Source organism: Sinisalibacter aestuarii, assembly GCF_027923545.1.
In the GTDB taxonomy this organism is placed as follows: Bacteria; Pseudomonadota; Alphaproteobacteria; order Rhodobacterales; family Rhodobacteraceae; genus Sinisalibacter; species Sinisalibacter aestuarii.
In genome coordinates this window covers 944,647-964,461 of the sequence record NZ_BROH01000001.1, presented here as the reverse complement: position 1 = coordinate 964,461, position 19,815 = coordinate 944,647, and the positions used below count along the sequence as shown (strand labels likewise).

The 19,815-nt window shown below is 63.8% G+C and carries 15 protein-coding genes; 4 read left to right on the top strand and 11 right to left on the bottom strand.

The genetic code is table 11. The annotated features are described in order from the left end of the window. Nucleotides 1–452: 452 nt before the first annotated feature. The 3 genes from QMG28_RS04850 to QMG28_RS04840 all read right to left on the bottom strand — a co-directional run bounded on the left by QMG28_RS04850 (nt 453) and on the right by QMG28_RS04840 (nt 2,856). Nucleotides 453–1,112 (bottom strand): EthD domain-containing protein, encoded by a 660-nt coding sequence (locus QMG28_RS04850; RefSeq protein ID WP_281841022.1) that lies wholly within the window; start codon nt 1,110–1,112, stop codon nt 453–455. Nucleotides 1,113–1,176: 64 nt separating this feature from the next. After that, entirely contained in the window at nt 1,177–1,965 is a 789-nt protein-coding gene (locus QMG28_RS04845; protein WP_281841021.1) for an SDR family NAD(P)-dependent oxidoreductase, read from the bottom strand. Nucleotides 1,966–2,028: 63 nt separating this feature from the next. After that, nucleotides 2,029–2,856 carry an isocitrate lyase/PEP mutase family protein gene (locus QMG28_RS04840; RefSeq protein WP_281841020.1) on the bottom strand — a complete coding sequence of 276 codons (828 nt, stop codon included), beginning with the start codon at nt 2,854–2,856 and terminating at the stop codon, nt 2,029–2,031. Between the two features lie 1,224 nt (nt 2,857–4,080). Here QMG28_RS04840 and QMG28_RS04835 point away from each other — a divergent pair. Together QMG28_RS04835 and QMG28_RS04830 are read left to right on the top strand one after the other, a co-directional pair. After that, nucleotides 4,081–4,833: an SDR family NAD(P)-dependent oxidoreductase gene (locus QMG28_RS04835; protein WP_281841019.1), complete on the top strand. Its 753-nt coding sequence runs from the start codon at nt 4,081–4,083 to the stop codon at nt 4,831–4,833. Between the two features lie 14 nt (nt 4,834–4,847). After that, nucleotides 4,848–6,548, top strand: coding sequence for an FAD-dependent oxidoreductase (locus QMG28_RS04830; RefSeq protein WP_281841018.1), 1,701 nt, complete (start codon nt 4,848–4,850; stop codon nt 6,546–6,548). A gap of 87 nt (nt 6,549–6,635) precedes the next feature. Here QMG28_RS04830 and QMG28_RS04825 read toward each other — a convergent pair whose 3' ends face one another. The 8 genes from QMG28_RS04825 to QMG28_RS04790 all read right to left on the bottom strand — a co-directional run bounded on the left by QMG28_RS04825 (nt 6,636) and on the right by QMG28_RS04790 (nt 17,608). Beyond that, nucleotides 6,636–7,913 (bottom strand): pyruvate dehydrogenase complex dihydrolipoamide acetyltransferase, encoded by a 1,278-nt coding sequence (locus QMG28_RS04825; RefSeq protein WP_307726341.1) that lies wholly within the window; start codon nt 7,911–7,913, stop codon nt 6,636–6,638. A gap of 29 nt (nt 7,914–7,942) precedes the next feature. Next, nucleotides 7,943–8,500: a VOC family protein gene (locus QMG28_RS04820; protein ID WP_281841016.1), complete on the bottom strand. Its 558-nt coding sequence runs from the start codon at nt 8,498–8,500 to the stop codon at nt 7,943–7,945. Further along, the gene (locus tag QMG28_RS04815; RefSeq protein ID WP_281841015.1) at nt 8,493–10,688 is read right to left on the bottom strand and encodes an alpha-ketoacid dehydrogenase subunit alpha/beta; all 2,196 of its coding nucleotides are present in this window, start codon (nt 10,686–10,688) and stop codon (nt 8,493–8,495) included. Before QMG28_RS04815 ends, QMG28_RS04820 begins: the two co-directional genes overlap by 8 nt. 38 nt (nt 10,689–10,726) lie before the next feature. Continuing rightward, on the bottom strand, nt 10,727–12,175 hold the full coding sequence (locus QMG28_RS04810) for an NAD-dependent succinate-semialdehyde dehydrogenase (protein ID WP_281841014.1): 1,449 nt from the start codon (nt 12,173–12,175) through the stop codon (nt 10,727–10,729). Further along, complete coding sequence (locus QMG28_RS04805) at nt 12,172–13,134, bottom strand: NAD(P)-dependent oxidoreductase (RefSeq protein ID WP_281841069.1); 963 nt, start codon at nt 13,132–13,134, stop codon at nt 12,172–12,174. The genes QMG28_RS04810 and QMG28_RS04805 overlap by 4 nt, the downstream gene beginning before the upstream one ends. Before the next feature lies 1 nt (nt 13,135). Next, nucleotides 13,136–14,494 (bottom strand): M24 family metallopeptidase, encoded by a 1,359-nt coding sequence (locus QMG28_RS04800; RefSeq protein WP_281841013.1) that lies wholly within the window; start codon nt 14,492–14,494, stop codon nt 13,136–13,138. A gap of 322 nt (nt 14,495–14,816) precedes the next feature. Further along, nucleotides 14,817–15,914, bottom strand: coding sequence for a substrate-binding domain-containing protein (locus tag QMG28_RS04795; protein WP_281841012.1), 1,098 nt, complete (start codon nt 15,912–15,914; stop codon nt 14,817–14,819). 107 nt (nt 15,915–16,021) lie between these two features. Next, on the bottom strand, nt 16,022–17,608 hold the full coding sequence (locus tag QMG28_RS04790; protein WP_281841011.1) for a GMC family oxidoreductase: 1,587 nt from the start codon (nt 17,606–17,608) through the stop codon (nt 16,022–16,024). Nucleotides 17,609–18,115: 507 nt separating this feature from the next. Here QMG28_RS04790 and QMG28_RS04785 point away from each other — a divergent pair. Together QMG28_RS04785 and QMG28_RS04780 are read left to right on the top strand one after the other, a co-directional pair. Beyond that, on the top strand, nt 18,116–18,937 hold the full coding sequence (locus QMG28_RS04785; RefSeq protein WP_281841010.1) for an IclR family transcriptional regulator: 822 nt from the start codon (nt 18,116–18,118) through the stop codon (nt 18,935–18,937). Continuing rightward, a complete protein-coding gene (locus QMG28_RS04780) occupies nt 18,934–19,746 on the top strand; it encodes an IclR family transcriptional regulator (protein ID WP_281841009.1) in 813 nt (270 codons plus the stop codon). The genes QMG28_RS04785 and QMG28_RS04780 overlap by 4 nt, the downstream gene beginning before the upstream one ends. The last annotated feature ends 69 nt before the right edge of the window (nt 19,747–19,815 follow it).

The following is a 19,815-nucleotide window of genomic DNA, read 5'->3' as shown; positions in this document are numbered from 1 at the left end:
TTTGCGCCGAACCGCCGGGGCGGCAGGCGCGTCATCGGTCATGCCGGAGGTCTGTCGATCAAACGGTGCAGCGGCATCTGGCCAGGTCTGGATGCTTGTCGTGTCCGGCATCTTCTCCTCCGCTAGATCGCTTGCGCATCACGTGGATGATCCGCCCTCCTCCGGGCGTCCCGGCCCCTTGAGCCGGGAGGCCTGGCAAAAGGGTTTCATCTGCGAATGCTTTAGTCAATATCTAATTATGAGTTCTGCCCGCCATGCAGGCCGTCTGCCAGATGAACCCGCGTTCCGGGCATCATGACACGCCGTCGGCACCGAGCCGGGAACGGGGCAAGGGTATTGATACGCAAAGCTATCGGCCCGGGAATGACACCGGGCCGATACTTTGCGTGTCAGTGTCCCAAGCGGTCAAACGGGAGTATCGACCCTCGGGACCTGACGCGCGCACCCCGGCTTCAGATGATCCGGCGGGGCGATACCTGATAGGCTTCGAGGACGCCATTGCCGTCCGTCAGGGAAGCATAAATGTCGGCCAGCCCCGACAAGCCTGCGAAAGCGTCGAGCGCGCCTTCGGAGTCGAAGCCCAATTCGATGAGCGCGTTCGGGGCCAGAGGTTCATGCCAGAGATGTTCTCGCCAGCCGACCTCATCGAGATGGTTGACCGACACGACCTGCACCCCGTCGAGCGCGGCGAGTTGGCCCACCAGTGCCTTCGTGTTGTCCTGGCCACGGTCGCTGCCGTCGCCGAACCGGGCGGCGATGATGACCTTGACCGGAAGCCCTTCGGGGCCGGACCGATCTTCCGTCACCGGGAAGATCGTAATCCCCCTGATGAAGTTCAGCTCGTCCTTCGGAAGCAGCTTTGCCGCATCGGCGGCGAAGGCCACGTCCTGGGCCGCCTGATCCTTGAACCACAACTCGACGATACCGTCGAAGCTGAACGGGTTCTCGGCGTTCAGGGCCGTCAGCAGCCGTGCCTTGATCGGGTTCTGGATGTAGCCGTGCACCATCGGCATGTCCTTGACGATGTCGCCGTGAACGGTGAACCAGTGGTTCGAGAACTCGTCAAAGGTCAGGTCGTCCCGCCGCGCCAGAAGCGTAATTCTCTTCAGCATTTCCCACTCCGGATGTGTCTGCGTCTGGCCGGGCTTTCACCCGGCCAACGAAGGCCAGAACGGCCTAGAGCATGAAGCGGCCGCCGTCGATGAGGACGGTCTGGCCGGTCATGTAATCGGAATCCGAACTGGCGAGGAACAGCGCTGTCCCGGTCAGGTCTTCGGGTTTCGCGGCGCCCAGAGGGATCAGCGACGAAAAGGCGGTCACAGCCTCGCCGGGCACTTTGGTGGAACCGATCTTGTGCAGATCCGCGTCAAGCTGCTCCCAAAGCGGGGTTTCCACCACCGCCGGCGCGAAGGAGTTCACCGTGATTTTTTGCGGCGCAAGCGCCCGCGCTGCAGCCTGCGTCATCGAGAGCACCGCGGCTTTCGACGCGCTGTAGGGCGCCATGTTGCCATAGCCCTGACGGCCCGCGACGGATCCGGTGTTGATGACCTTGCCACCCGTGCCCTGGGCTATCATCTGGCGCGCGGCTTCCTGGGTGCCCATCAGGACGCTCCAGGCATTGACCCGCATGACCAGTTCCCAGTTTTCCTCGGTCACGTCCATGAAGTTCAGCGGCGGGTTGATGCCGGCATTGTTGAACATCACGTTGAGCGAGCCGAATTCTTCCACCGTTTTTTCGATGGCGGCGCGGACCTGATCGCGCTTGGTGACATCGGCCTGAACGCCGATCGCCCGACCAGCGCCGCCGACCTCTTTCTCGGCCTCGCGCGCAACGTCGGCGACGCTTCCGTCCAGGTCCACGAAGGTGACATTCCCGCCCTCGAGCATCACCGCCTTCGCGATCGCCTGCCCGATGCCGCGCGCAGATCCGGTAACAAGGCAGTTACGCCCTTTAAGCCTATCCATCTTTTCCTCCACTATCTGTTGAATTCATTGGGTGCGCCGCGACGGATAGGGCGGCGGCCAACATCAGAATTTGTATTTGTCGTCGATGGCGGCCCACTCGCCGAACCCGACCAGTCGCTTGTATTCCTCGAAGCTCACCGCGTTCACATCGGGCTTCAGGTTGTCCTGCTGGATCGCCGTCAGGGTCTCCTTCATGACACGGGCCGAGCGCATCAGCAGGTTGATCCCGTGGATCACCATCGAGAAGCCCATCTCACCCAGCTCGGCATTCGACAGGATCGGCGTCACGCCCCCTTCGAGCATGTTGGCAAGATGCGGCACGCCGAAGGAGCCACCGATCTTTTCGAGCTCCTCCACGCTGCGCGGCGACTCGATGAAGAGGCCATCGGCGCCGGCTTCGAGATAGCGTTCGGCACGGCGGAACGCCTCGTCGAGGCCATCCACGTCGCGCGCATCGGTCCGCGCGATGATGAAGAACTCCTTGTCCTCGCGCGCGTCGACGGCTGCACGGAGCTTGGCTTCCATCATCTCCGTGGGGACGAGCACCTTGCCTGCCATGTGGCCGCAGCGCTTCGGCGCGACCTGGTCTTCGAAGAAGATCGCGGAGGCCCCCATCCGTTCATAGGTGCGCATGGTCCGGGTGAGGTTCTTGACATCACCGTAGCCGTCATCGGCATCGACCAGCACCGGCAGCGGGCAGGCCATCATCATCTCGTTGATGCTCTGGGCCATTTCGCCCAGGCCGACCAGGCCGACATCCGGCAAGCCGTGGCGCGCCCCGATGACGGGGAAGCCGCCGATGAAATAGGCCGGGAACCCGGCATCCGCGATCAGACGGGCGCTGAAGGCATCATGCGCGCCGGGCAAGACCAGCGGCTTGTTCTGTGCCATGAGTTCCCGCCAAGTCGGCTTGTTGTTTTGGCCTGTCATCTTCGTACTCCAGATTTGGGACGCCGCCTCCCGGCGAGCTTCATTGACAAGAAGAGGGCGATTGGCGGTCAAAGGCGCCGAACCCATACCCCTTGGCGTGGAATGCTTGCCACTAAAGTGCTTTTGCCTATTCCTAAGCCGTTAGTCAATGGAAAATCACACCGCATCGCGGTGCGCTTTCCTTGCGGACCTTTCCGGATTGGCCGCCATGCGCCTTTCCGCCCTTGCCTGCCAGCGCTCCGAGGCAGCGGGAAAGGTGCCGAACGCCGTCGCTGCCTCTGGCGCGCAGGCTGTCGGCCCGATGGCTGCCGGCCCCGCAATCAGAGCGACACAGCCGGTCCGCGACGGGATGCATGGCACCGGCGCCCGATTCGGGCTGGCGCTCATGTATTGCGATTTGACAAATGTTAACCGGTTACCTTGGCGTCGTGATCTTCTCGGATGGCTTCGGGATCAGGGACGGCGTCGGCTGACGCCGCGCGCTGGCGCCACCAGGTCAGGGTGGCGGTCGATCGGCGCACACCTGGAGACATGGCCGGCAGGCGGCGCGACAAAACGTCCCGACAACTGTCACGGTCACGGGACCGCCACCACAGACCCGGACGATGAGCCGCGCTCGATCCAGTCTGTTCGCATTTTGCGTTGTTTTCCAGATGGATTTTCGGCGACGTCCGGCACCCCCGCGCGCAGCCGTCGTTGACCGGACCTGGCGTCGACCATCTCCGAGGGATGCCGCAAAAGTGGGGAAGTCGAGCCGCCCGCCACCCGTGGCGACAACCGCCGGATACCAGCGAAGCGCCGCCCGCCAACAGACGGACCACGTTCCGCCCAAGCGCCGCGAGGCCGCGGCACCGAGCGCGTCATTGCAATGACCGGGTTTGCATCTATGGCTGGTCAGAATTCCCTTTTGACAAATTTATTCGGTATAGATTAACATATCAGATGCTGGGTGCGGTCTCGCCAGACAGGTGCGGGTCGTCACGATCCGATCAGGAAGCCTGATCGCACCCGGGCGGAGGAGGAAAGCATCGGCATGAGGATAGCTGGCAGCGGTTCGGAGTCGAAATCGGTTCGTTTCCGGGGACCGTTCTCTGCGCTGGCAAATCATATGCCATCCCCGAAGCCCATGCAGTTCGACCGCAGCGGAATGCGCGGGACGCCAATGACATATCGAGGGACTCGGAAATGAATGGGATTGAAGGCGCGGTTGCCGTGGTGACCGGCGCGGCACAAGGCAATGGAAAGGCCATTGCCGCGGGCTTGGCGAAGCACGGCGCGCATGTCGCCCTTTGCGACATCCAACTGGATCGCGTCGAGGAAGCCGCCGCCGAACTGCGCGCCGACGGGTACAAGGTGGAAGCCTTTGAAGTGAACGTGACGGACGCGGATTCGGTAAGCCGCCTGGCGGCCAACGTGGCCAGCAAGCTCGGGCGCACCGAAATCCTTGTCAACAACGCCGGCATCATTCGCCGCACGCCTGTCGCGTCGGAAACCTTCGATGCGGACTGGTCGGCGGTGATGGCCGTCAACGGCACCGGTCCGATGCTGCTGGTCCGTGCCTTCCTTGACGATCTGCGCGCGACCAAGGGCCGGATCATCAATGTCGGCTCGATCATGTCGGTGACCGCAGGCCCCGGCCTCGTCGCCTACGCCGCGTCGAAGGGCGCGGTGCTGCAAATGACCAAGGCGCTCGCCCATGACCTCTCCGAATATGGCATCCGGGTGAACGCGATCGCGCCGGGCGTGATCGAAACGCCGATGACGGAAGTGACGCGCAACGACCCCGATGCGATTGGCCGGTTCATGGCGCATACCCCGCTGAAACGCCCGGGCAAGCCGGACGAGCTGATCGGGCCGGTCCTGTTCCTTGGGTCGCACCTGTCGAGCTACGTGACCGGCATTCTTCTGCCGGTCGATGGCGGCTATCTGGCCGCGTAGGGGAGGACGGCGCCATGAAAACCTACGATTGCGATGTTCTTGTCGTCGGCACCGGGGCTGCCGGTCTTGCGACTGCCGTTTCCGCCGCCCATCGCGGCCTCAAGGTCCTCGTCACGGAAAAGGAGCCGGTCTACGGCGGAACGACCGCGCGTTCGGGCGGCTGGATGTGGCTTCCCGTCAACGGCCCCGCCAAGCGGGCGGGGTTCAAGGACTCGATCGAGGATGCGCGGCTCTATCTGCAGCAGGAAGCCGGCGAACATTTCGACGCGGAACGTGTGGACGCCTTTCTTGAGGCGGCGCCGAAGGCGGTGGAGTTCTATGAAACCAGCACCGCCCTGCAATTCGATGTCGGGGCGACGTTTTCCGACTACCACCCCGACAAGCCCGGCGGCACGGATGGCGGCCGCTCGCTCGTGGCGCGGCCCTATGATGCCCGGGAGCTTGGCGAGGATGTCAAGCGACTGCGCCCGCCGCTGCGCGAGATCACCTTTCTGGGCATGATGATCGGTTCCGGCAAGGAGCTTCAGCATTTCTTCAACGTGACCCGGTCGCCGATCTCGGCCTTCTATGTCGGGGGGCTTTTGCTGAAATTCGCCCGTGACATGATCTTTCAGGGGCGTCCGATGCGCCTGGTCAACGGCAACGCGCTGATCGGTCGCCTGGCCAAGTCGTGCCAGGACAAGAAGGTGCCGATCTGGACCAACTCCCCCGTGACAAAATTGATCACGGGCGAGGGCGGTCGGGTCAGCGGGGCCGTCATTGATACCCCCGGCGGGCGATGCGAAGTCAGGGTCGCGAAGGGTGTCGTTCTTGCGGCGGGCGGGTTCCCGCAGGATATCCTGCGCCGCAAGGAACTGATGCCGCACACCCAGACGGGATATGAACACGTGACCCCTGCCCCGCCGGGAAATACCGGCGACGGCCTGCGCCTGGGCGAGTCGGTCGGCAGCGCGATCGAGACGAGCTATCCTCATGCAGCGGCCTGGGTGCCGATCTCGCGGCCCGTCGGGTCGGACGGGACGCTGGGCACGTTCCCGCATTTTGTCGACCGCTACAAACCGGGCTTCATCGCGGTCACGCGGTCGGGCCGGCGCTTCACGAACGAGGCGAATTCCTACCACGACTTCTGCCAGGCCATGATGCGCCAATGCGCGGAGGAAGGCACCGAGAATGCGGCGTGGCTGATCGCCGACCATCGCAGCTTCCGCAAGTACGGGCTGGGCTTTGCCAAGCCCTCTCCGGTTCCTTACAAGAGCCTCATCAAGTCCGGCTACCTGATCAGCGGCCAGACACTGCGCGAGCTTGCGGAAAAGATTGGCATGGACGGCGCGCAATTTGAAGCGACGGTCGCGACCTATAACGAACATGCCCGGAAGGGCGAGGACCCGGAATTCGGCAAGGGCAGCACCGCCTACAACCGCAACCTTGGCGATGCAAAGCACCAGCCCAACCCCTGCCTGGCGCCGCTGGATACCGGCCCCTTCTTCGCGGTGCGGCTCCATATCGGCGATCTGGGCACCTTTGCGGGGCTCAAGTCGAACGGCAATGGCGAGGTGCTCAACGATGCGGGCAAGCCGGTCGGCGGGCTTTATGCCGCCGGCAACGATGCGGCCAGCATCATGGGCGGCAGCTATCCGGGGCCGGGGATCACCTTGGGGCCGGGGATTACCTTCGGCTACATCATCGCGCGGCACATGTCCGGCGCCAATTCGTAAACAGACAATACCCATGAACAGAAAATTGGGGGGCGCGCGGCGCCCCCCATCTCGTTTCATTTCAGCCAATCGTACGGGCCTGCACGCCTAGGCGATCAGGGCGAGCGGGCTCTCGATCAGGCGCTTGAACGCCGCCAGAAGTTCGGCACCGACAGCCCCGTCCACGACCCGGTGATCGACGGAAAGCGTGACGGTCATGACCGTGGCGGCCTCGATCCCGGAGTCCCGGACGACCGCGCGCCTGGTCCCGGCGCCGACCGCGAGGATGGTGCCGTGGGGCGGATTGATGACCGCGTCGAAGGACGTGACCCCGAACATCCCGAGGTTGGAGACCGACGTTGTCCCGCCCTGATATTCCTCGGGCGACAGCTTGCGGCTGCGCGCCCGGGCCGCGAGATCCTTCATCGCGTTGGAGATTGCCGAAATGCTCTTCTGTTCCGCGTCCCGGATGATCGGGGTGATCAGGCCGCCGTCGATGGCCACCGCAACCGCGACATCGACCGCGTGATGACGCAGCATCGACCCGTCCGCCCAGGTGACATTCGCATCGGGCACGTCATGCAGCGCGCGGGCCAGTGCCTTGATGACCAGATCATTGACCGAGATCTTGTAGGCGGGCGCCTCGTCCGCGCCGGCGGGGGCGGCCGCGTTCAGCTGCGACCGGAGCGCCAGGAGCGCGTCAAGCTCGACATCGGCGCGCAGGTAGAAATGCGGGACGGTCTGCTTCGATTCGGTCAGGCGGCGCGCGATGGTCTTGCGCATGTTGTCGAGTTCGACGACCTCGTAGGTTCCCTCCCGATACGGGCCAGCATCGGTGGTCGCCTGTGCCTGCGCCGGCGCGGTCGCCGCTGCGGCAGCCGAGGCCCCGGAGGTGGCAGCCCCACCGGACAGCGCCGCCTCGACATCGAGCCGGACGATCCGCCCGCGCGGGCCGCTGCCGGGCACATCCGCCAGGTCGATGCCCTTCTCGGCGGCGATCCGGCGTGCCAGCGGCGAGGCGAACAGACGGTTGCCATCCGCTGCCGGGGCGGGTTGCGGGGCGTTGGCCGGTTCGGGCCGTGCCGCATCTTCGGGCGCGGGCTCCGCCGCCGGGGCGGCGGCGTTCGTCGGGGTGGCACTGGCCACCGTATCGACATCCTCGCCATCGAGGGCGATGGTCGCGATAACCGTGCCGACAGCGACCCCTTCCGTCCCCGCCGGAACGTCGATCCGCGCCAGGGTGCCGCCCTCCGGCACTTCGAATTCCATGGTCGCCTTGTCGGTCTCGATCTCGGCGACGACATCCCCCGCCTCGAATTTGTCCCCCACGGCAATCAGCCACGTGGCGAGTGTCCCTTCCTCCATCGTGGGGGAAAGTGCGGGCATTGTCAGTGTGATAGGCATATCTTTACCGTCTATTTGAGGGGGTCGACAGGGCTCCAGAGGCGGCGGTCGGTCGTCGCCTCATAGCCCTTGCCGTCGGGGAAGCTCACCAATTCCATCTGCAGCCCCCAGGGCGCCAGGAAATAGACCCAGGTCTGGCCTGCGCTCGGTCCGCTGTCGCGCACGATGGGTTCTCCGAGGATCCGGACGTCGTGGTCACGCAGCCACTGCAAGGCCCCGTCGAAGTCATCGGTGTAGAAGGCCAGGTGATGGCCGCCGATATCGCTGTTGCGGGGCGGTTCGCTGCGCTGATCCGGCGCCTCGTATTCGAACACCTCGAAATTCGGGCCGTGGCCGCAACGGAAGAACCGCAGCTTCTTCATCACCGTGCGCGGATGAACCGCGAGCTGGCGCTCCATCCAGTCGTCATCGAACTTGAACGGACCCAGATCGTAGAATTGTTCGCACCCCAGCACGTCGACCAGGAACCTGGTGGCCGCTTCCAGATCCGGCACGGTGATGCCGAGATGCTCGACCCCGCGCAGGCCCGGCATCCCGGCCTTTGCTTTCTCGACCAGGCGCTCAGCCATTGACGAGTTCTCCGCGACCCGTATCGAGCATGACCTGGCGCAGCGCGACTTCGATCTCCGGCTTCATGGCGAAGGCGGCGCGTTCAAGGATCTTCGATACGCTCGGAGAGCTTTCGCCGCCATGCACCCGTTGCACCGGGTGGTCGAGATAGTCGAAAAACCGCTTCTGGATTTCGTCCGTCAGCATCGCGCCATAGGACACGGTCAGCGGCCCCTGCTCCACCACGACCACGGTGTTGGTCTTGCGGATGCTGTCGCCAACGGTTTCCCAGTCAATCCCCGCCCGGTCGAGCGATCTCAGGTCGATGATCTCGGCATCCAGCCCCAGTGCCTCGACGGCCTGCCGCGTCTGTTCGACCATGGCCGAATAGGCCAGGATCGTCATCTGGTTGCCGGGCCGCACCACCTTGGCCTTGCCCAACGGAATGAAGTAATCGTAGTCCGAGACCGGCCCGAGCATCTTCTCGTTGTACAGGCCCACATGTTCGATCATCAGGACCGGGTCTTCACAGCGCAGCGCCGAGTTCATCAGCCCGACATAGTCGAACGGGGTCGAGGCCGCGACGATGCGCCAGCCCGGCCACTGGCTGAACAGGCCCGCCGGGTCCATCGAATGCTGGGAGCCGTAGCCGGTCCCGAGCGCGATCTTGGTGCGGAACACGATGGGCATGGCGGTTTCGCCGCCGAACATGTGGCGCGCCTTGGCGATCTGGTTGAACAGCTGGTCCGCCGCGACGAGCGCGAAATCGGGATACATGAGTTCGACCACCGGCCGGAACCGCCCCATCATGGCAACACCACCGGCCAGACCGCTGAACCCGGCCTCGGCGATCGGCGTCGGGATGACCCGGTCGGGATAGGTCTCGGCCAGCCCTTTCGTGGCGCCGTTGGTGCCGCCTTTCAGACGGTGAATATCTTCGCCCATGCAGAAGATGCGCTCATCTTCGGCCATGCGGCGGTTCATGACCTCGGCGACGGCATCGACGAACCGGACTTCGCCGAGCTCGCCCGAGAAGGTCTCCTGTTCCTCGTAGCGGACATCGTCCAGCTCGGACAGGTCTCCGCGCAGCCCGGCATCCCGGTTTGCCGGATCGGGCCAGAGGGATTCGATGATCGTGCGTTTGTTGCCTTCGACCCGGGTCAGCTCATTGGCGATATTGCCCATCGCCCGCCGCGCCCGCTGCGCGATTTTCGCGTCGCCGTCTTCGTCCAGCCACTTCCGCGCCTTGAGACCCTCCAGCATGACCGTCAGCGGATCGCGCTGCTTCCAGGTGCTTTCGTCGTCCTTGCTGCGGTATCCGAACGCGCTGCCCGCGATGCCGCCACCATGGTGGAAGTAGCGATAGACCATCGCCTCGATGATCGTCGGCCCCTTGCCCGCGCGCATGATCTTGAGCGCCTTCTCGGTCGCGGCGCGAACGGCGACGGCATCCATGCCGTCGACCCGGAATGCCGGGATGCCGAAGGCGAGGCCACGGGCCGAGACCCGCGTCTCGCGGGTCTGTTCATCGACGGTGGTCGCCACGGCGAAGCCGTTATTCTCGATGAAGAAGCAGATGGGCAGATCCCACAGCGCGGCAAGGTTCATCGTCTCGGGCACGGATCCGATATGGACGCCCCCTTCGCCGACATAGGAGAACACCACGTCATCCGTTCCGGCGCGCTTGTTCGACCAGGCCGCGCCCGCAGCCATAGGCACGCCGCCGCCCACGATGGCGTTGGTGCCAAGCGCGCCCGCATCGTCCCAGCGCAGGTGCATGGAGCCGCCCCGGCCCTTGCAGTAGCCCTGGGCGAGACCCATGATTTCGGCCAGCGATTTCTGCAGCACCTGCATCGTGTCGTCGCCGAGATCGGTGGTCAGCGGGTCGGAAATGTCGGGATCGACAAAGTTCAGCGCCTTGGCCAGAAACTGGTGGTGGCCACGATGTGACCCGGTCACCTGGTCGCTGGCGCGCAGCGGCAGGATCGAGCCGATGGCGCCGCCTTCCTGCCCGATCGAGCTGTGCGCCGGGCCGTGGATCAGGCCCTGCTGCTCCATTTCCAGAACGGATTCCTCGAATGCGCGGATCAGATGCAGGCGATCATGCATCTTGATGGCTTCGTCCTTGCCCAGAAGGTCCCAATCCTTCTCGGTCGCGCTGACTTCTACCCAGTCGGCCAACGGTTTCAGTGTCTTGGTTTTCGGCATGCTATCCCCGCTAGATTTCCAGGCGAAAAACGTGATGGTCAGGCCGAGAGCCCGCCCATGTTCAGGTATTTGATCTCGACATACTCATCGATTCCGTAGCGCGAGCCTTCCCGGCCCACGCCGGATTCCTTGACGCCGCCGAAGGGTGCGACCTCTGTCGAGATGATGCCCTCGTTGATCCCGACCATCCCGTATTCGAGCGCCTCGGCCACGCGCCAGACGCGCCCGATGTCGCGGCTGTAGAAGTAGGCGGCGAGGCCGAACTCGGTATCGTTGGCCATCGCAATCGCCTCGTCCTCGGTTTCAAACCTGAAGACTGGCGCAAGCGGGCCGAAGGTTTCCTCGCGCGCAACGGCCATGTCCGGTGTCAGGCCGGTCAGCACCGTCGGCTGGAAGAACGTACCGCCAAGCGCGTGCCGTTCACCGCCAACGGCGACCTTGGCCCCCTTGGACAGTGCGTCGGCAATGTGTTCCTCGACCTTCTCGACCGCCGCGCTGTCGATCAGCGGCCCCTGCTGCGCGCCGTCCGCAAACCCGTCGGCGACCACCAGTTCGCCGACCCTTTCGGCAAGGCGCGCGACGAAGGCGTCATGAATGCCCGACTGCGCCAGGATGCGGTTGGTGCAGACACAGGTCTGCCCGGTGTTGCGGTATTTCGAGGCGATGGCGCCCTCGACGGCGGCCTCGATATCGGCGTCGTCGAACACGATGAAGGGCGCGTTGCCGCCCAGTTCCATGGACACCTTCTTTACCGTGTCGGCGCTTTGGCGCATCAGCACCTTGCCGATCTCGGTGGAGCCGGTAAACGTCACCTTCCGGACATCCGGGTTGGCCGTCAGCTCGCCACCGATGGCACGGGCCGAGCCGGTCACGACGTTGAGCACCCCCGCCGGAACGCCTGCCTCCTGCGCGAGCGCCGCGATGGCCAGGGCCGAGAACGGCGTGGCAGAGGCCGGTTTGACCACGGCCGTGCAGCCGGCTGCGAGGGCCGGTCCGACCTTGCGCGTGATCATCGCGATCGGGAAGTTCCAGGGCGTGATCGCCGCGACCACGCCGACGGGCTGTTTGATCGTGACAAGCCGCCGGTCTGCCCAGGGGCTTGGAATGACGTCGCCATAGACCCGTTTCGCCTCTTCGGCGAACCATTCGATGAAACTGGCGCCATAGACGACCTCGCCGCGCGCCTCGGCCAGCGGCTTGCCCTGCTCCGCCGTCATGATCCGGGCCAGTGCGTCCTGATGCTCAAGCATCAGCTCGAACCAGCGGCGCAGGATCGCGGCGCGGTCCTTGGCCGTCCGCGCCCGCCAGGCCGGCAGGGCGGCTTTGGCTGCAGCAACCGCTTTGCGGGTTTCTTCGGCGCCGAAATCCGGAACCGTCCCGATCACGTCGCCATTCGACGGATTGGTGACGTTGATGACCGACGATCCCGACAGCCATTCATCGCCGATCAGGCACTGCTCGCGAAGAAGAGCGGATTCGAGTTTCATTCGCCTGATCCCTTCCCGGCAGCATCGGAGATGCCGGCACGGCGCGTGGCCAGCTCGATATATTTGAAGAAGTCGGCGTCGCCGTCGCCCGAGGCGATCAGTTCGCTCCAGCCTTCGCGCACCATCGCCGCAAGCGGCATCGGGGTCGCGGAATTGCGCCCCGCTTCGAGAATGAGATTGAAGTCCTTGGCCATCTGCACAACCTCGAAGGCCGGGGAATAGTCCCGCGCCTTGAGGGCGTCGACCTTGTAGCCGATCAGCGGCGATGCGACGGCACTCGCGCCGATGACATCCAGCATGGTCGACCGGTCGAGCCCGTTCTTCAGGCCCAGAGCCATGGCCTCGCCCATCATCGCCGCCGAGAAGCCGACCATCATGTTCACGGCAAGCTTAAGGACGCGCGCTTCCTCTTGCGCCCCGACATGGAACTGGCGGGCGCTCATCGCGTCGAACAGATCGCTGACCTCGTCGAAGGCGTCCTTCGGGCCCGAGGCGATGACGGTCAACGTCCCGGCCGCGGCCAGGGCGACGGAGCCGGAAACGGGGGCGCGCAGATACTTCACGCCCTTCGCGTCAGTGGCCTTGGCGATCTCGGACGAGATCGCGGGCGACACCGTGCTCATGTCGATGAGGATCGCCCCCTGCCGCATCTGCGCCACCGCCCCGCGCTCGCCCAGCAGGATCTGGGCCAGAGCCGCGTCATCGGAGAGCATCGTGAACAGCACGTCCGACTGCGCGGCCAGCACCGATATGTTGGGGGCGATCTCCGCCCCCGCATCGGCCAGCGGTTTGCACTTGTCGGCGCTTCGATTGAATACCGTTAATGCGGCCTGCGTCCCACAGATGTTCCGCGCCATCGGCGCACCCATCTTGCCGAGCCCGATCCAGCCAATCCGTCGTGACATTGTTTCACTTCTCGTTTGCCCCGACCTGCGCGACGCAGGCCGGGGCGGTCGCAGTTCAGTCGTCCCAGGTGTTGCCGAAGCGCGGTTGCGTCGTCTTATCGGCCTGCGGGAAAACGCGGTGGTTGTTGTAATGCGACTCGCTGTGGCGGATGCCCGGCAGCAGATCGTGTCCGGACCAGTACTGGCGGCCGCAGACCAGCAGCTCTTCGGCCGGGAATTTCGAGATCACCTCGACGCCGTCCTTCGTCACGACCATCTCTTCCTCGATGCGCGCGGCGTGGTGGCTGCCCTTGGCCGGCCAGAAGGTTTCCAGCGCGAACACCATGCCCTCCTGGATCACCTCGGGGTGATCAATCGAGACGAGGCGGCTGATCACCGGGCGTTCCCAGATGCCAAGGCCGATGCCGTGACCGTATTGCAGGCCGAAGGCGGCTTCTTCGTTCGGGAAGCCGAACTCCTCTGCCTTGGGCCAGACCTGCGCAACCTCGCCGGTGGTAACGCCCGGCTTGATCATCGCAATCGCCTGGTCGAGGTAGTCGCGGCAGCGCTTGTACGCATCCTGCATTTCGCGGCTGGCACTGCCGACCGCGAAGGTCCGGTAATAGCAGGTCCGATACCCCATGTAGGAGTGAAGAATGTCGAAATAGGCCGGATCGCCCGGGCGCAGCGCGCGATCCGAGAACACGTGCGGGTGCGGAGAGCAGCGCTCGCCCGAGATCGCATTCACGCCCTCGACGTATTCGGAGCCGTTGTTGTAGAGGAAATTCGAGGCAAGCCCGACAAGCTCGTTCTCGCGGACACCGGGGCGGATCGCGCGGTAGATTTCCTCGTAGACGGAATCCACCATCGAGGAGGCATGGGTCAGCAGGCTGATCTCGTCACGGGTCTTGATGACCCGCGCGTCCTGCAGCAGCCACTGGCAATCGACGACCTTGACGCCGCGTTCCTGCAGCGCGAACAGGATCGGCGGTTCGACGAGGTCGATGCCGAGCGGCTCGTTCTTGAGGCCGTGCTTTTCGAGTTCCCGCACGATCTTGTCGGCGGTTTCCTCGGCACGGCGCATGTTCGGCGTCATGGCTCCGCGCAGCAGCGGAATACCGGCGCGGGACCGTTCATCGCCCCCCATCCAGTCGCAATGCAGCGCGTGGTGCTTGGCTGCCGACCCGAAATCCCACAGGATCGGCTCAGCGCCGCGCGGCAGCAGCGTCCAGCGCGAGACCTTGTCCTGCGCCCAGGTGCCGATATGCGTTCCGGTGATGTAGCGGACATTGGTCATGTCGAAGCACAGGATGGCGCCCATTTCGGAAGCTTCGAGCTTCTCCTTGATCTTCGCCAGGCGCTCCTTGCGCAACCGATCGAAGTTGATACGGTTCTCCCAATCGACCGCCATCGTTCCATAAGTCTCGAGTGACATGCTTGCTCTCCGTTGTCTAAGTGGTCTGCGTTCGGCGTTGACAACTGCGGTTGCCGTGGATCTGTTGCATTCGAGGCCGGCGGCATGGATCGCCACGCGCCGGGATTATGACATTCGGTTCGCTGCTCCGCGATCGAGCAGGGCGCGTGCAGGCCTGACGAAAACGGCCCCGAACGCGCTTCTTCCGCAGGCTCCGTTCAGATGAAGCCGAAAGCGATTGCCGACGTCATTGGCCCGTCGACCCGGCCCTTGTCTTTATGTCCCCTGACCGCCGGGAGTGAGGGCGGTCAGGGGCAAAGCGTCGCCTTAAGGCAGGACCAGCCTATTGGGCGAACAGCTCACTCAACTGCTCCGCCGTCAGCGATGACGCCAGGTCGGCGTCCGGCGGCAGGGACGGATCGCAGAGCGGGTCAACGCCTTCTTCGCTGTTGGCGAAGGGGAACGCGACCATCGCGCGAGGCTCCGGGTTTTCCATGCCGGCCCGGTCGGCCATAGCTGCGCGCAGGGCGAAACGGACATCCGCGGTGGTGCCGGACAGGGCCAGCTGAGGCCAGGCGTTACCGGCATCCTTGGCGTCCATCCACTTGCAGCTATACTCGTTGTTGGTCGCGATGAAGGCCATCGCCGGGACCGGCATCCCGGCCGCTTCGAACGCCTTCACGGCAGCAAGGCTGGTCACGCCGTAGTCGGATCCGATCGCGTCGATCTGGTCATACTGGGCGATCAGGCCGGCAACGGCGCGCTGCGCATCCGCCGGGTTCCAGTTCGTCACGATGAAGTTGTCGTCCAGCAGCTGAACACCCGGGAAGGCGCTCAGGCCATCCTTGTAACCATCCAGGAAGGTCATGGACGACGCCGAACCCGGCAGGCCGCCGAGGAACACGGTGGTGCCTTCGCCCTCGAGGGTATTGCCCACCCACTCGCCGAAGATCTGGCCCGCAGCATAGGCGTCTTCATAAGGGTTGGCGACGTAGTCAACGCCGATCGTACCGCCGAGATCCGAGAAGTACGGCACCATCGTCACGCCGGCCTGGGTGGCGGCGCGATAGGCGGGAATGGCGGCATCGCCGAAATCGGTGAAGGTGATGATCACCTCGTAGCCCTGGGCGACGAAACCGTTGATCTGGGCATTGTAGGCCTGGGCGTCGCCACCGGCGTCCGCATAGACGACATCGGTGATATTCTCGCACTTGGAGGCTTCGTCCTGAAGCTCGGCGAATGCCGTCTTGCGCCAGGAGTTGCCGCCGTAGCCGTCGATCAGCGCAACACGGACCGGATCGGTGCCGCAGAACTGGGTGATGTCGCCGTGATCGTTGACGAACGTGAAGTCCTGCGCGCTGGCGGTCGTGGCGATTGCCGACGCAAGCACGATGGAACCGGCACTGATCGCCGCGCCAACTTTCATGTTAATGCAGTTCATGTTTTTCCTCCAACGGCCTTCTGTGATATCCCCGCCTCGGCCAATGGCATGGGATTTTCTCCCTGAAATCCGGCAGCCGGATTCCGTCTCCGCAAATGCATTCGGCCTCAACCGGCCGCCCGGATCATGTCCGCTGCCTTTTCAGCGATCATGATGGTCGGTGCGTTGGTGTTTCCGCTGGTGAGGTTGGGCATCACCGACGCATCGACCACGCGCAGCCCGGCAATGCCGTGAACCCGCAGCTCATCGTCGACCACCGCCATCGTGTCCGACCCCATCTTGCAGGTGCCGACCGGGTGGTAGACGCTGTTGCAGTCGTTCTTGATGTACTCGTCCAGCTCGGCGTCGCTCTGCTTGTCGATGCCGGGCGCGTATTCCGCGCCACGGATCTCGTCGAACGCGGACTGTGACAGAATCTCGCGATGGAGGCGCAGACCGTCGCGCAGGACTCGCAGGTCGTCCGGCACCGAGAGGTAGTTCGGATCCAGCTCGGGAAGCTGGAACGGATCGGACGATTTCGCCATGACCGTCCCGCGGCTTTGGGGCCGCGAGATGTTGAAATACGGCATGCAGCCTTCGACATTGATGATCTGGCGGCCGTGGTCGGTATACATGATGTTGTTGAAGTGCGTCTGAAGGTCCGGCACCTCGATATCCTCGCGGGTCTTGAGGAAGGACATGACCTCGACGCCGTGGCCGGCGACCGGCCCCTTGCCCGTGGTGTAGTATTGCAGCAGCGCCAGCGCCGCGGCGTAGGGCTTGGTCTGGTTGAGCAGCGAAACCGGCTTTGTGAGCGACTGCTTGACCGAGGTCGCCACGTGGTCCTGAAGGTTCCGGCCAACGCCCGGCAGTTCGTGCACCACGTGGACGCCGATGCGCGACAGATGCTCGGGATCGCCGATACCGGAAATCTGAAGCAGGTGCGGCGAATTGAAGGTGCCGCCGCAAAGGATCACTTCCTTGTCGGCATAGACGGTCTTCTTCTGACGGTTCTGGATGAATTCGACGCCAACGGCGCGGCCGCCCTTGATCAGGATGCGGGAAGCCATCGCATTCGTGTGGAACGTCAGGTTGTTGCGCTTCTTGATCGGCTTGATGTAGCAGCGCGAAACGCTCGAACGGACACCGTCGCGAACGGTGCCATCGCACGGACCCACGCCGTACTGTTCGCCGCCGTTGAGATCCTCGTTATAGGGAATGCCCATCTGAAGGCATGCGTCGCGGTAGGCCACGCAGGGCTCGGCGACGATTTCGTTGCGGGTGGTCGCCAACGGGCCGTCATAGCCGTGAACGTCCTCGTCACCGCCGCCGCCCCAGTTCTCGGCCCGGCGGAAATACGGCAGGATGCTGTCGTAGTCCCAGCCCTTGTTCCCCATCTGGGCCCAGTTGTCGTAGTCGGTGCGGTGGCCGCGGGTATAGATCATGCCGTTGACCGTGGTGCAGCCGCCGATGCTCTTCGCGCGCGGGACGAACATGACACGGTTGTTCACGTGCTTCTGCGGAACGGTGTAGTACCCCCAGTCGAGCTGCAGGGTCTGCATCAGCCGGAAATACCCCATCGGCATGTGAATCCAGGGGCTGGTATCCCAGCCGCCCGCCTCGATCACCTCGATCTTGACGTTCGGATCCCGACTCAGGCGGTTGATGAGAACTGCGCCGCCAGACCCCGCCCCAATGATGACATAATCTGCCATGTTATCCTCCCAAAGCATGTCCCAACAGAACGGTTTTACCCGACAGCGCGCGCCCGAGAGCGGCGAGTCGTCTCCCCTCTTGCTGAAGGTTTCCCATAGACGAATTGATTAGTCAATACAGAACATCTCCCTGGCAGCGCGCCCCCAGCGCCCCAAAACTCGGCCGGATATCGGATTGCGCCGGCCGACCGCCCCGATTCGACCTGAATTCCGGTCTTTCCCAATTCGGCAGGGTGCATTTTTTTTTGGCACTGCCTTGGTGTACGGGCAATTTGCATGGTCGATCCCGAAGCCTATAAGGTATCTTCGTTCAATGTCGAGTTTCCGGCGTCACGGCGGGTCATCCGGCCATCAATTGACCGGTGTTTATGCCTATGTGTTTGCCTATGTATAAGAAACTTTGTTGCCAAAGACTCCGCCCGGCCAGTATGATCAAACAAAGAAAAAGTCGCAGGCCGCCATTGGCTCTCGTCAGATGCGGATCGAAATACAGGAGAAACCGGCTCGATGTCACAGCGTGCGCGAGGCATTCAATCTGTCCAGGTAAGCGGGCGCATTCTCCGGGCTCTTACGAAGGCCAACAAGCCCATGATGCTCAAGGAACTCGCGATCGCGGCGGACCTCGTCCCGGCGCAGTGCCACGCATACCTGACAAGTCTGAAGAATGTCGGCCTGGTCCACCAGGATCATATGACCGGCCATTACAGGACCGGACCATTCGCCTTGCGGCTCGGGATCGGCTGGATCAAGAGCTCTCCCCTCGCCTCTGCCGCCCTGGCGGAACTCAAGGCCCTGACCGACGAGCTGGGTGTCATTTCCCTGATCGCCGTCTGGGGCAACCTCGGGCCCACCATCGTCAGCGTCAATGCATCGGTTTCTCTGCCATCCCTGAACATCCGGCAAGGCACGGTCTATTCCGTAACCGGCACGGCCACGGGGCATGTGTTCGCCGCGTGCGGATCGTTCCCGACGATGGAAGAGCAGATTGCCAAAGGTCTCGATCGCTCAAGCCGGAGCCGTGGCATCGGCAGTTTCGTGACCCGTGAGGATCTCGACGAGGTGCTCAAGATCACGCGCGCGCGCGGTTATGCAACGGCCGTCGATCGCCCCATTCCCGGCATCAGCGCTGCCGCGGCCCCCATATTCGATGCCCATGGCAAGCTCGTGTTCGTTGCTGCCCTTATCGGGCGCAGCGACGAAACCTCGGTTGCCGAGGACTCGATCGCCGTGACGCGCCTGCTTTCGGTGACCCGGAAGCTTTCAGCCGGGCAGCACAAAGCGACGGAGCCGGCCGAGGGCGCCGACATCAACACGGTGGAACATTCATGAATCAGGCGGCTGTAAAACCGAACGCGAAGGCAAAGGCATCGAGCCGAGGCGTGCAGTCCATCGAGATGGGTGCCCGCCTGCTGACGGCGCTCGCCGATGAATCCGAGCCGATGATGCTCAAGGATCTCGCGCAGGTGGCCGGCTTTGCGCCGGCGCAGGCCCATGCCTATCTGGTGAGCTACAAGAACATCGAACTGGTCGAACAGGATGCCGAGACCGGGCGGTATCGCCTTGGTCCTATGGCTCTGGAACTCGGGCTCGCCAACATGCAGACGATCGACCCGTTTGCGATGGCCAGCGAAACGATCTCGGAACTTTCATCCCGGACCGGGCTACATGTGGCGATCGTCGTATGGGGATCGTTCGGACCGACCGTGACGCTGGTCAAGGAGAGCGGCAGCCAGTTGAACATGAACACCCGGCCCGGCACCGTCTATTCGCTGACCGGCACCGCAAGTGGCCGCGTGTTCAGCGCCTTCCTGCCATCGGCGACGGTCAAGCGGGCGATGAGCCTCGAAAAACGCGAGAAGGCAGGTACCGGACGTGTCGGCACACATCGCTTTCTCTCTCGTGCCGAAATCGAGCAGATCCGCGAATCCGGCTACGCGACGGTCGAAAACCCCCCGATACCTGGCATTTCAGCCTTCTCCGCGCCGGTTTTCGACCATTCGGATCAGATGGTCATGGCGATCACGATCATCGGCCAGGACTTCTATCTTCTCGACCGGGCGGAGAGCGAATTCGTTCCCGCGCTTCTCGGCGCAACCCAAAAATTATCGGCGGAGCTGGGTTACATACCCGCGTATTAGAGTTGGGCAATAGCGGCGCCTGTTGCCGCAGCGGCGATCATCAGCCAGAGAGGTCGAGGTCCCGCTGAG

What these genes read in the sequence shown, in the direction of transcription:
- QMG28_RS04795 (WP_281841012.1), bottom strand. Translation starts at nt 15,914, where the DNA reads ATGAACTGCATTAACATGAAAGTTGGCGCGGCGATCAGTGCCGGTTCC.
- QMG28_RS04800 (WP_281841013.1), bottom strand. Translation starts at nt 14,494, where the DNA reads ATGTCACTCGAGACTTATGGAACGATGGCGGTCGATTGGGAGAACCGT.
- QMG28_RS04845 (WP_281841021.1), bottom strand. Translation starts at nt 1,965, where the DNA reads ATGGATAGGCTTAAAGGGCGTAACTGCCTTGTTACCGGATCTGCGCGC.
- QMG28_RS04815 (WP_281841015.1), bottom strand. Translation starts at nt 10,688, where the DNA reads ATGCCGAAAACCAAGACACTGAAACCGTTGGCCGACTGGGTAGAAGTC.
- QMG28_RS04780 (WP_281841009.1), top strand. Translation starts at nt 18,934, where the DNA reads ATGAATCAGGCGGCTGTAAAACCGAACGCGAAGGCAAAGGCATCGAGC.
- QMG28_RS04810 (WP_281841014.1), bottom strand. Translation starts at nt 12,175, where the DNA reads ATGAAACTCGAATCCGCTCTTCTTCGCGAGCAGTGCCTGATCGGCGAT.
- QMG28_RS04850 (WP_281841022.1), bottom strand. Translation starts at nt 1,112, where the DNA reads ATGCTGAAGAGAATTACGCTTCTGGCGCGGCGGGACGACCTGACCTTT.
- QMG28_RS04790 (WP_281841011.1), bottom strand. Translation starts at nt 17,608, where the DNA reads ATGGCAGATTATGTCATCATTGGGGCGGGGTCTGGCGGCGCAGTTCTC.
- QMG28_RS04840 (WP_281841020.1), bottom strand. Translation starts at nt 2,856, where the DNA reads ATGGCACAGAACAAGCCGCTGGTCTTGCCCGGCGCGCATGATGCCTTC.
- QMG28_RS04825 (WP_307726341.1), bottom strand. Translation starts at nt 7,913, where the DNA reads ATGCCCGCACTTTCCCCCACGATGGAGGAAGGGACACTCGCCACGTGG.
- QMG28_RS04830 (WP_281841018.1), top strand. Translation starts at nt 4,848, where the DNA reads ATGAAAACCTACGATTGCGATGTTCTTGTCGTCGGCACCGGGGCTGCC.
- QMG28_RS04820 (WP_281841016.1), bottom strand. Translation starts at nt 8,500, where the DNA reads ATGGCTGAGCGCCTGGTCGAGAAAGCAAAGGCCGGGATGCCGGGCCTG.
- QMG28_RS04785 (WP_281841010.1), top strand. Translation starts at nt 18,116, where the DNA reads ATGTCACAGCGTGCGCGAGGCATTCAATCTGTCCAGGTAAGCGGGCGC.
- QMG28_RS04835 (WP_281841019.1), top strand. Translation starts at nt 4,081, where the DNA reads ATGAATGGGATTGAAGGCGCGGTTGCCGTGGTGACCGGCGCGGCACAA.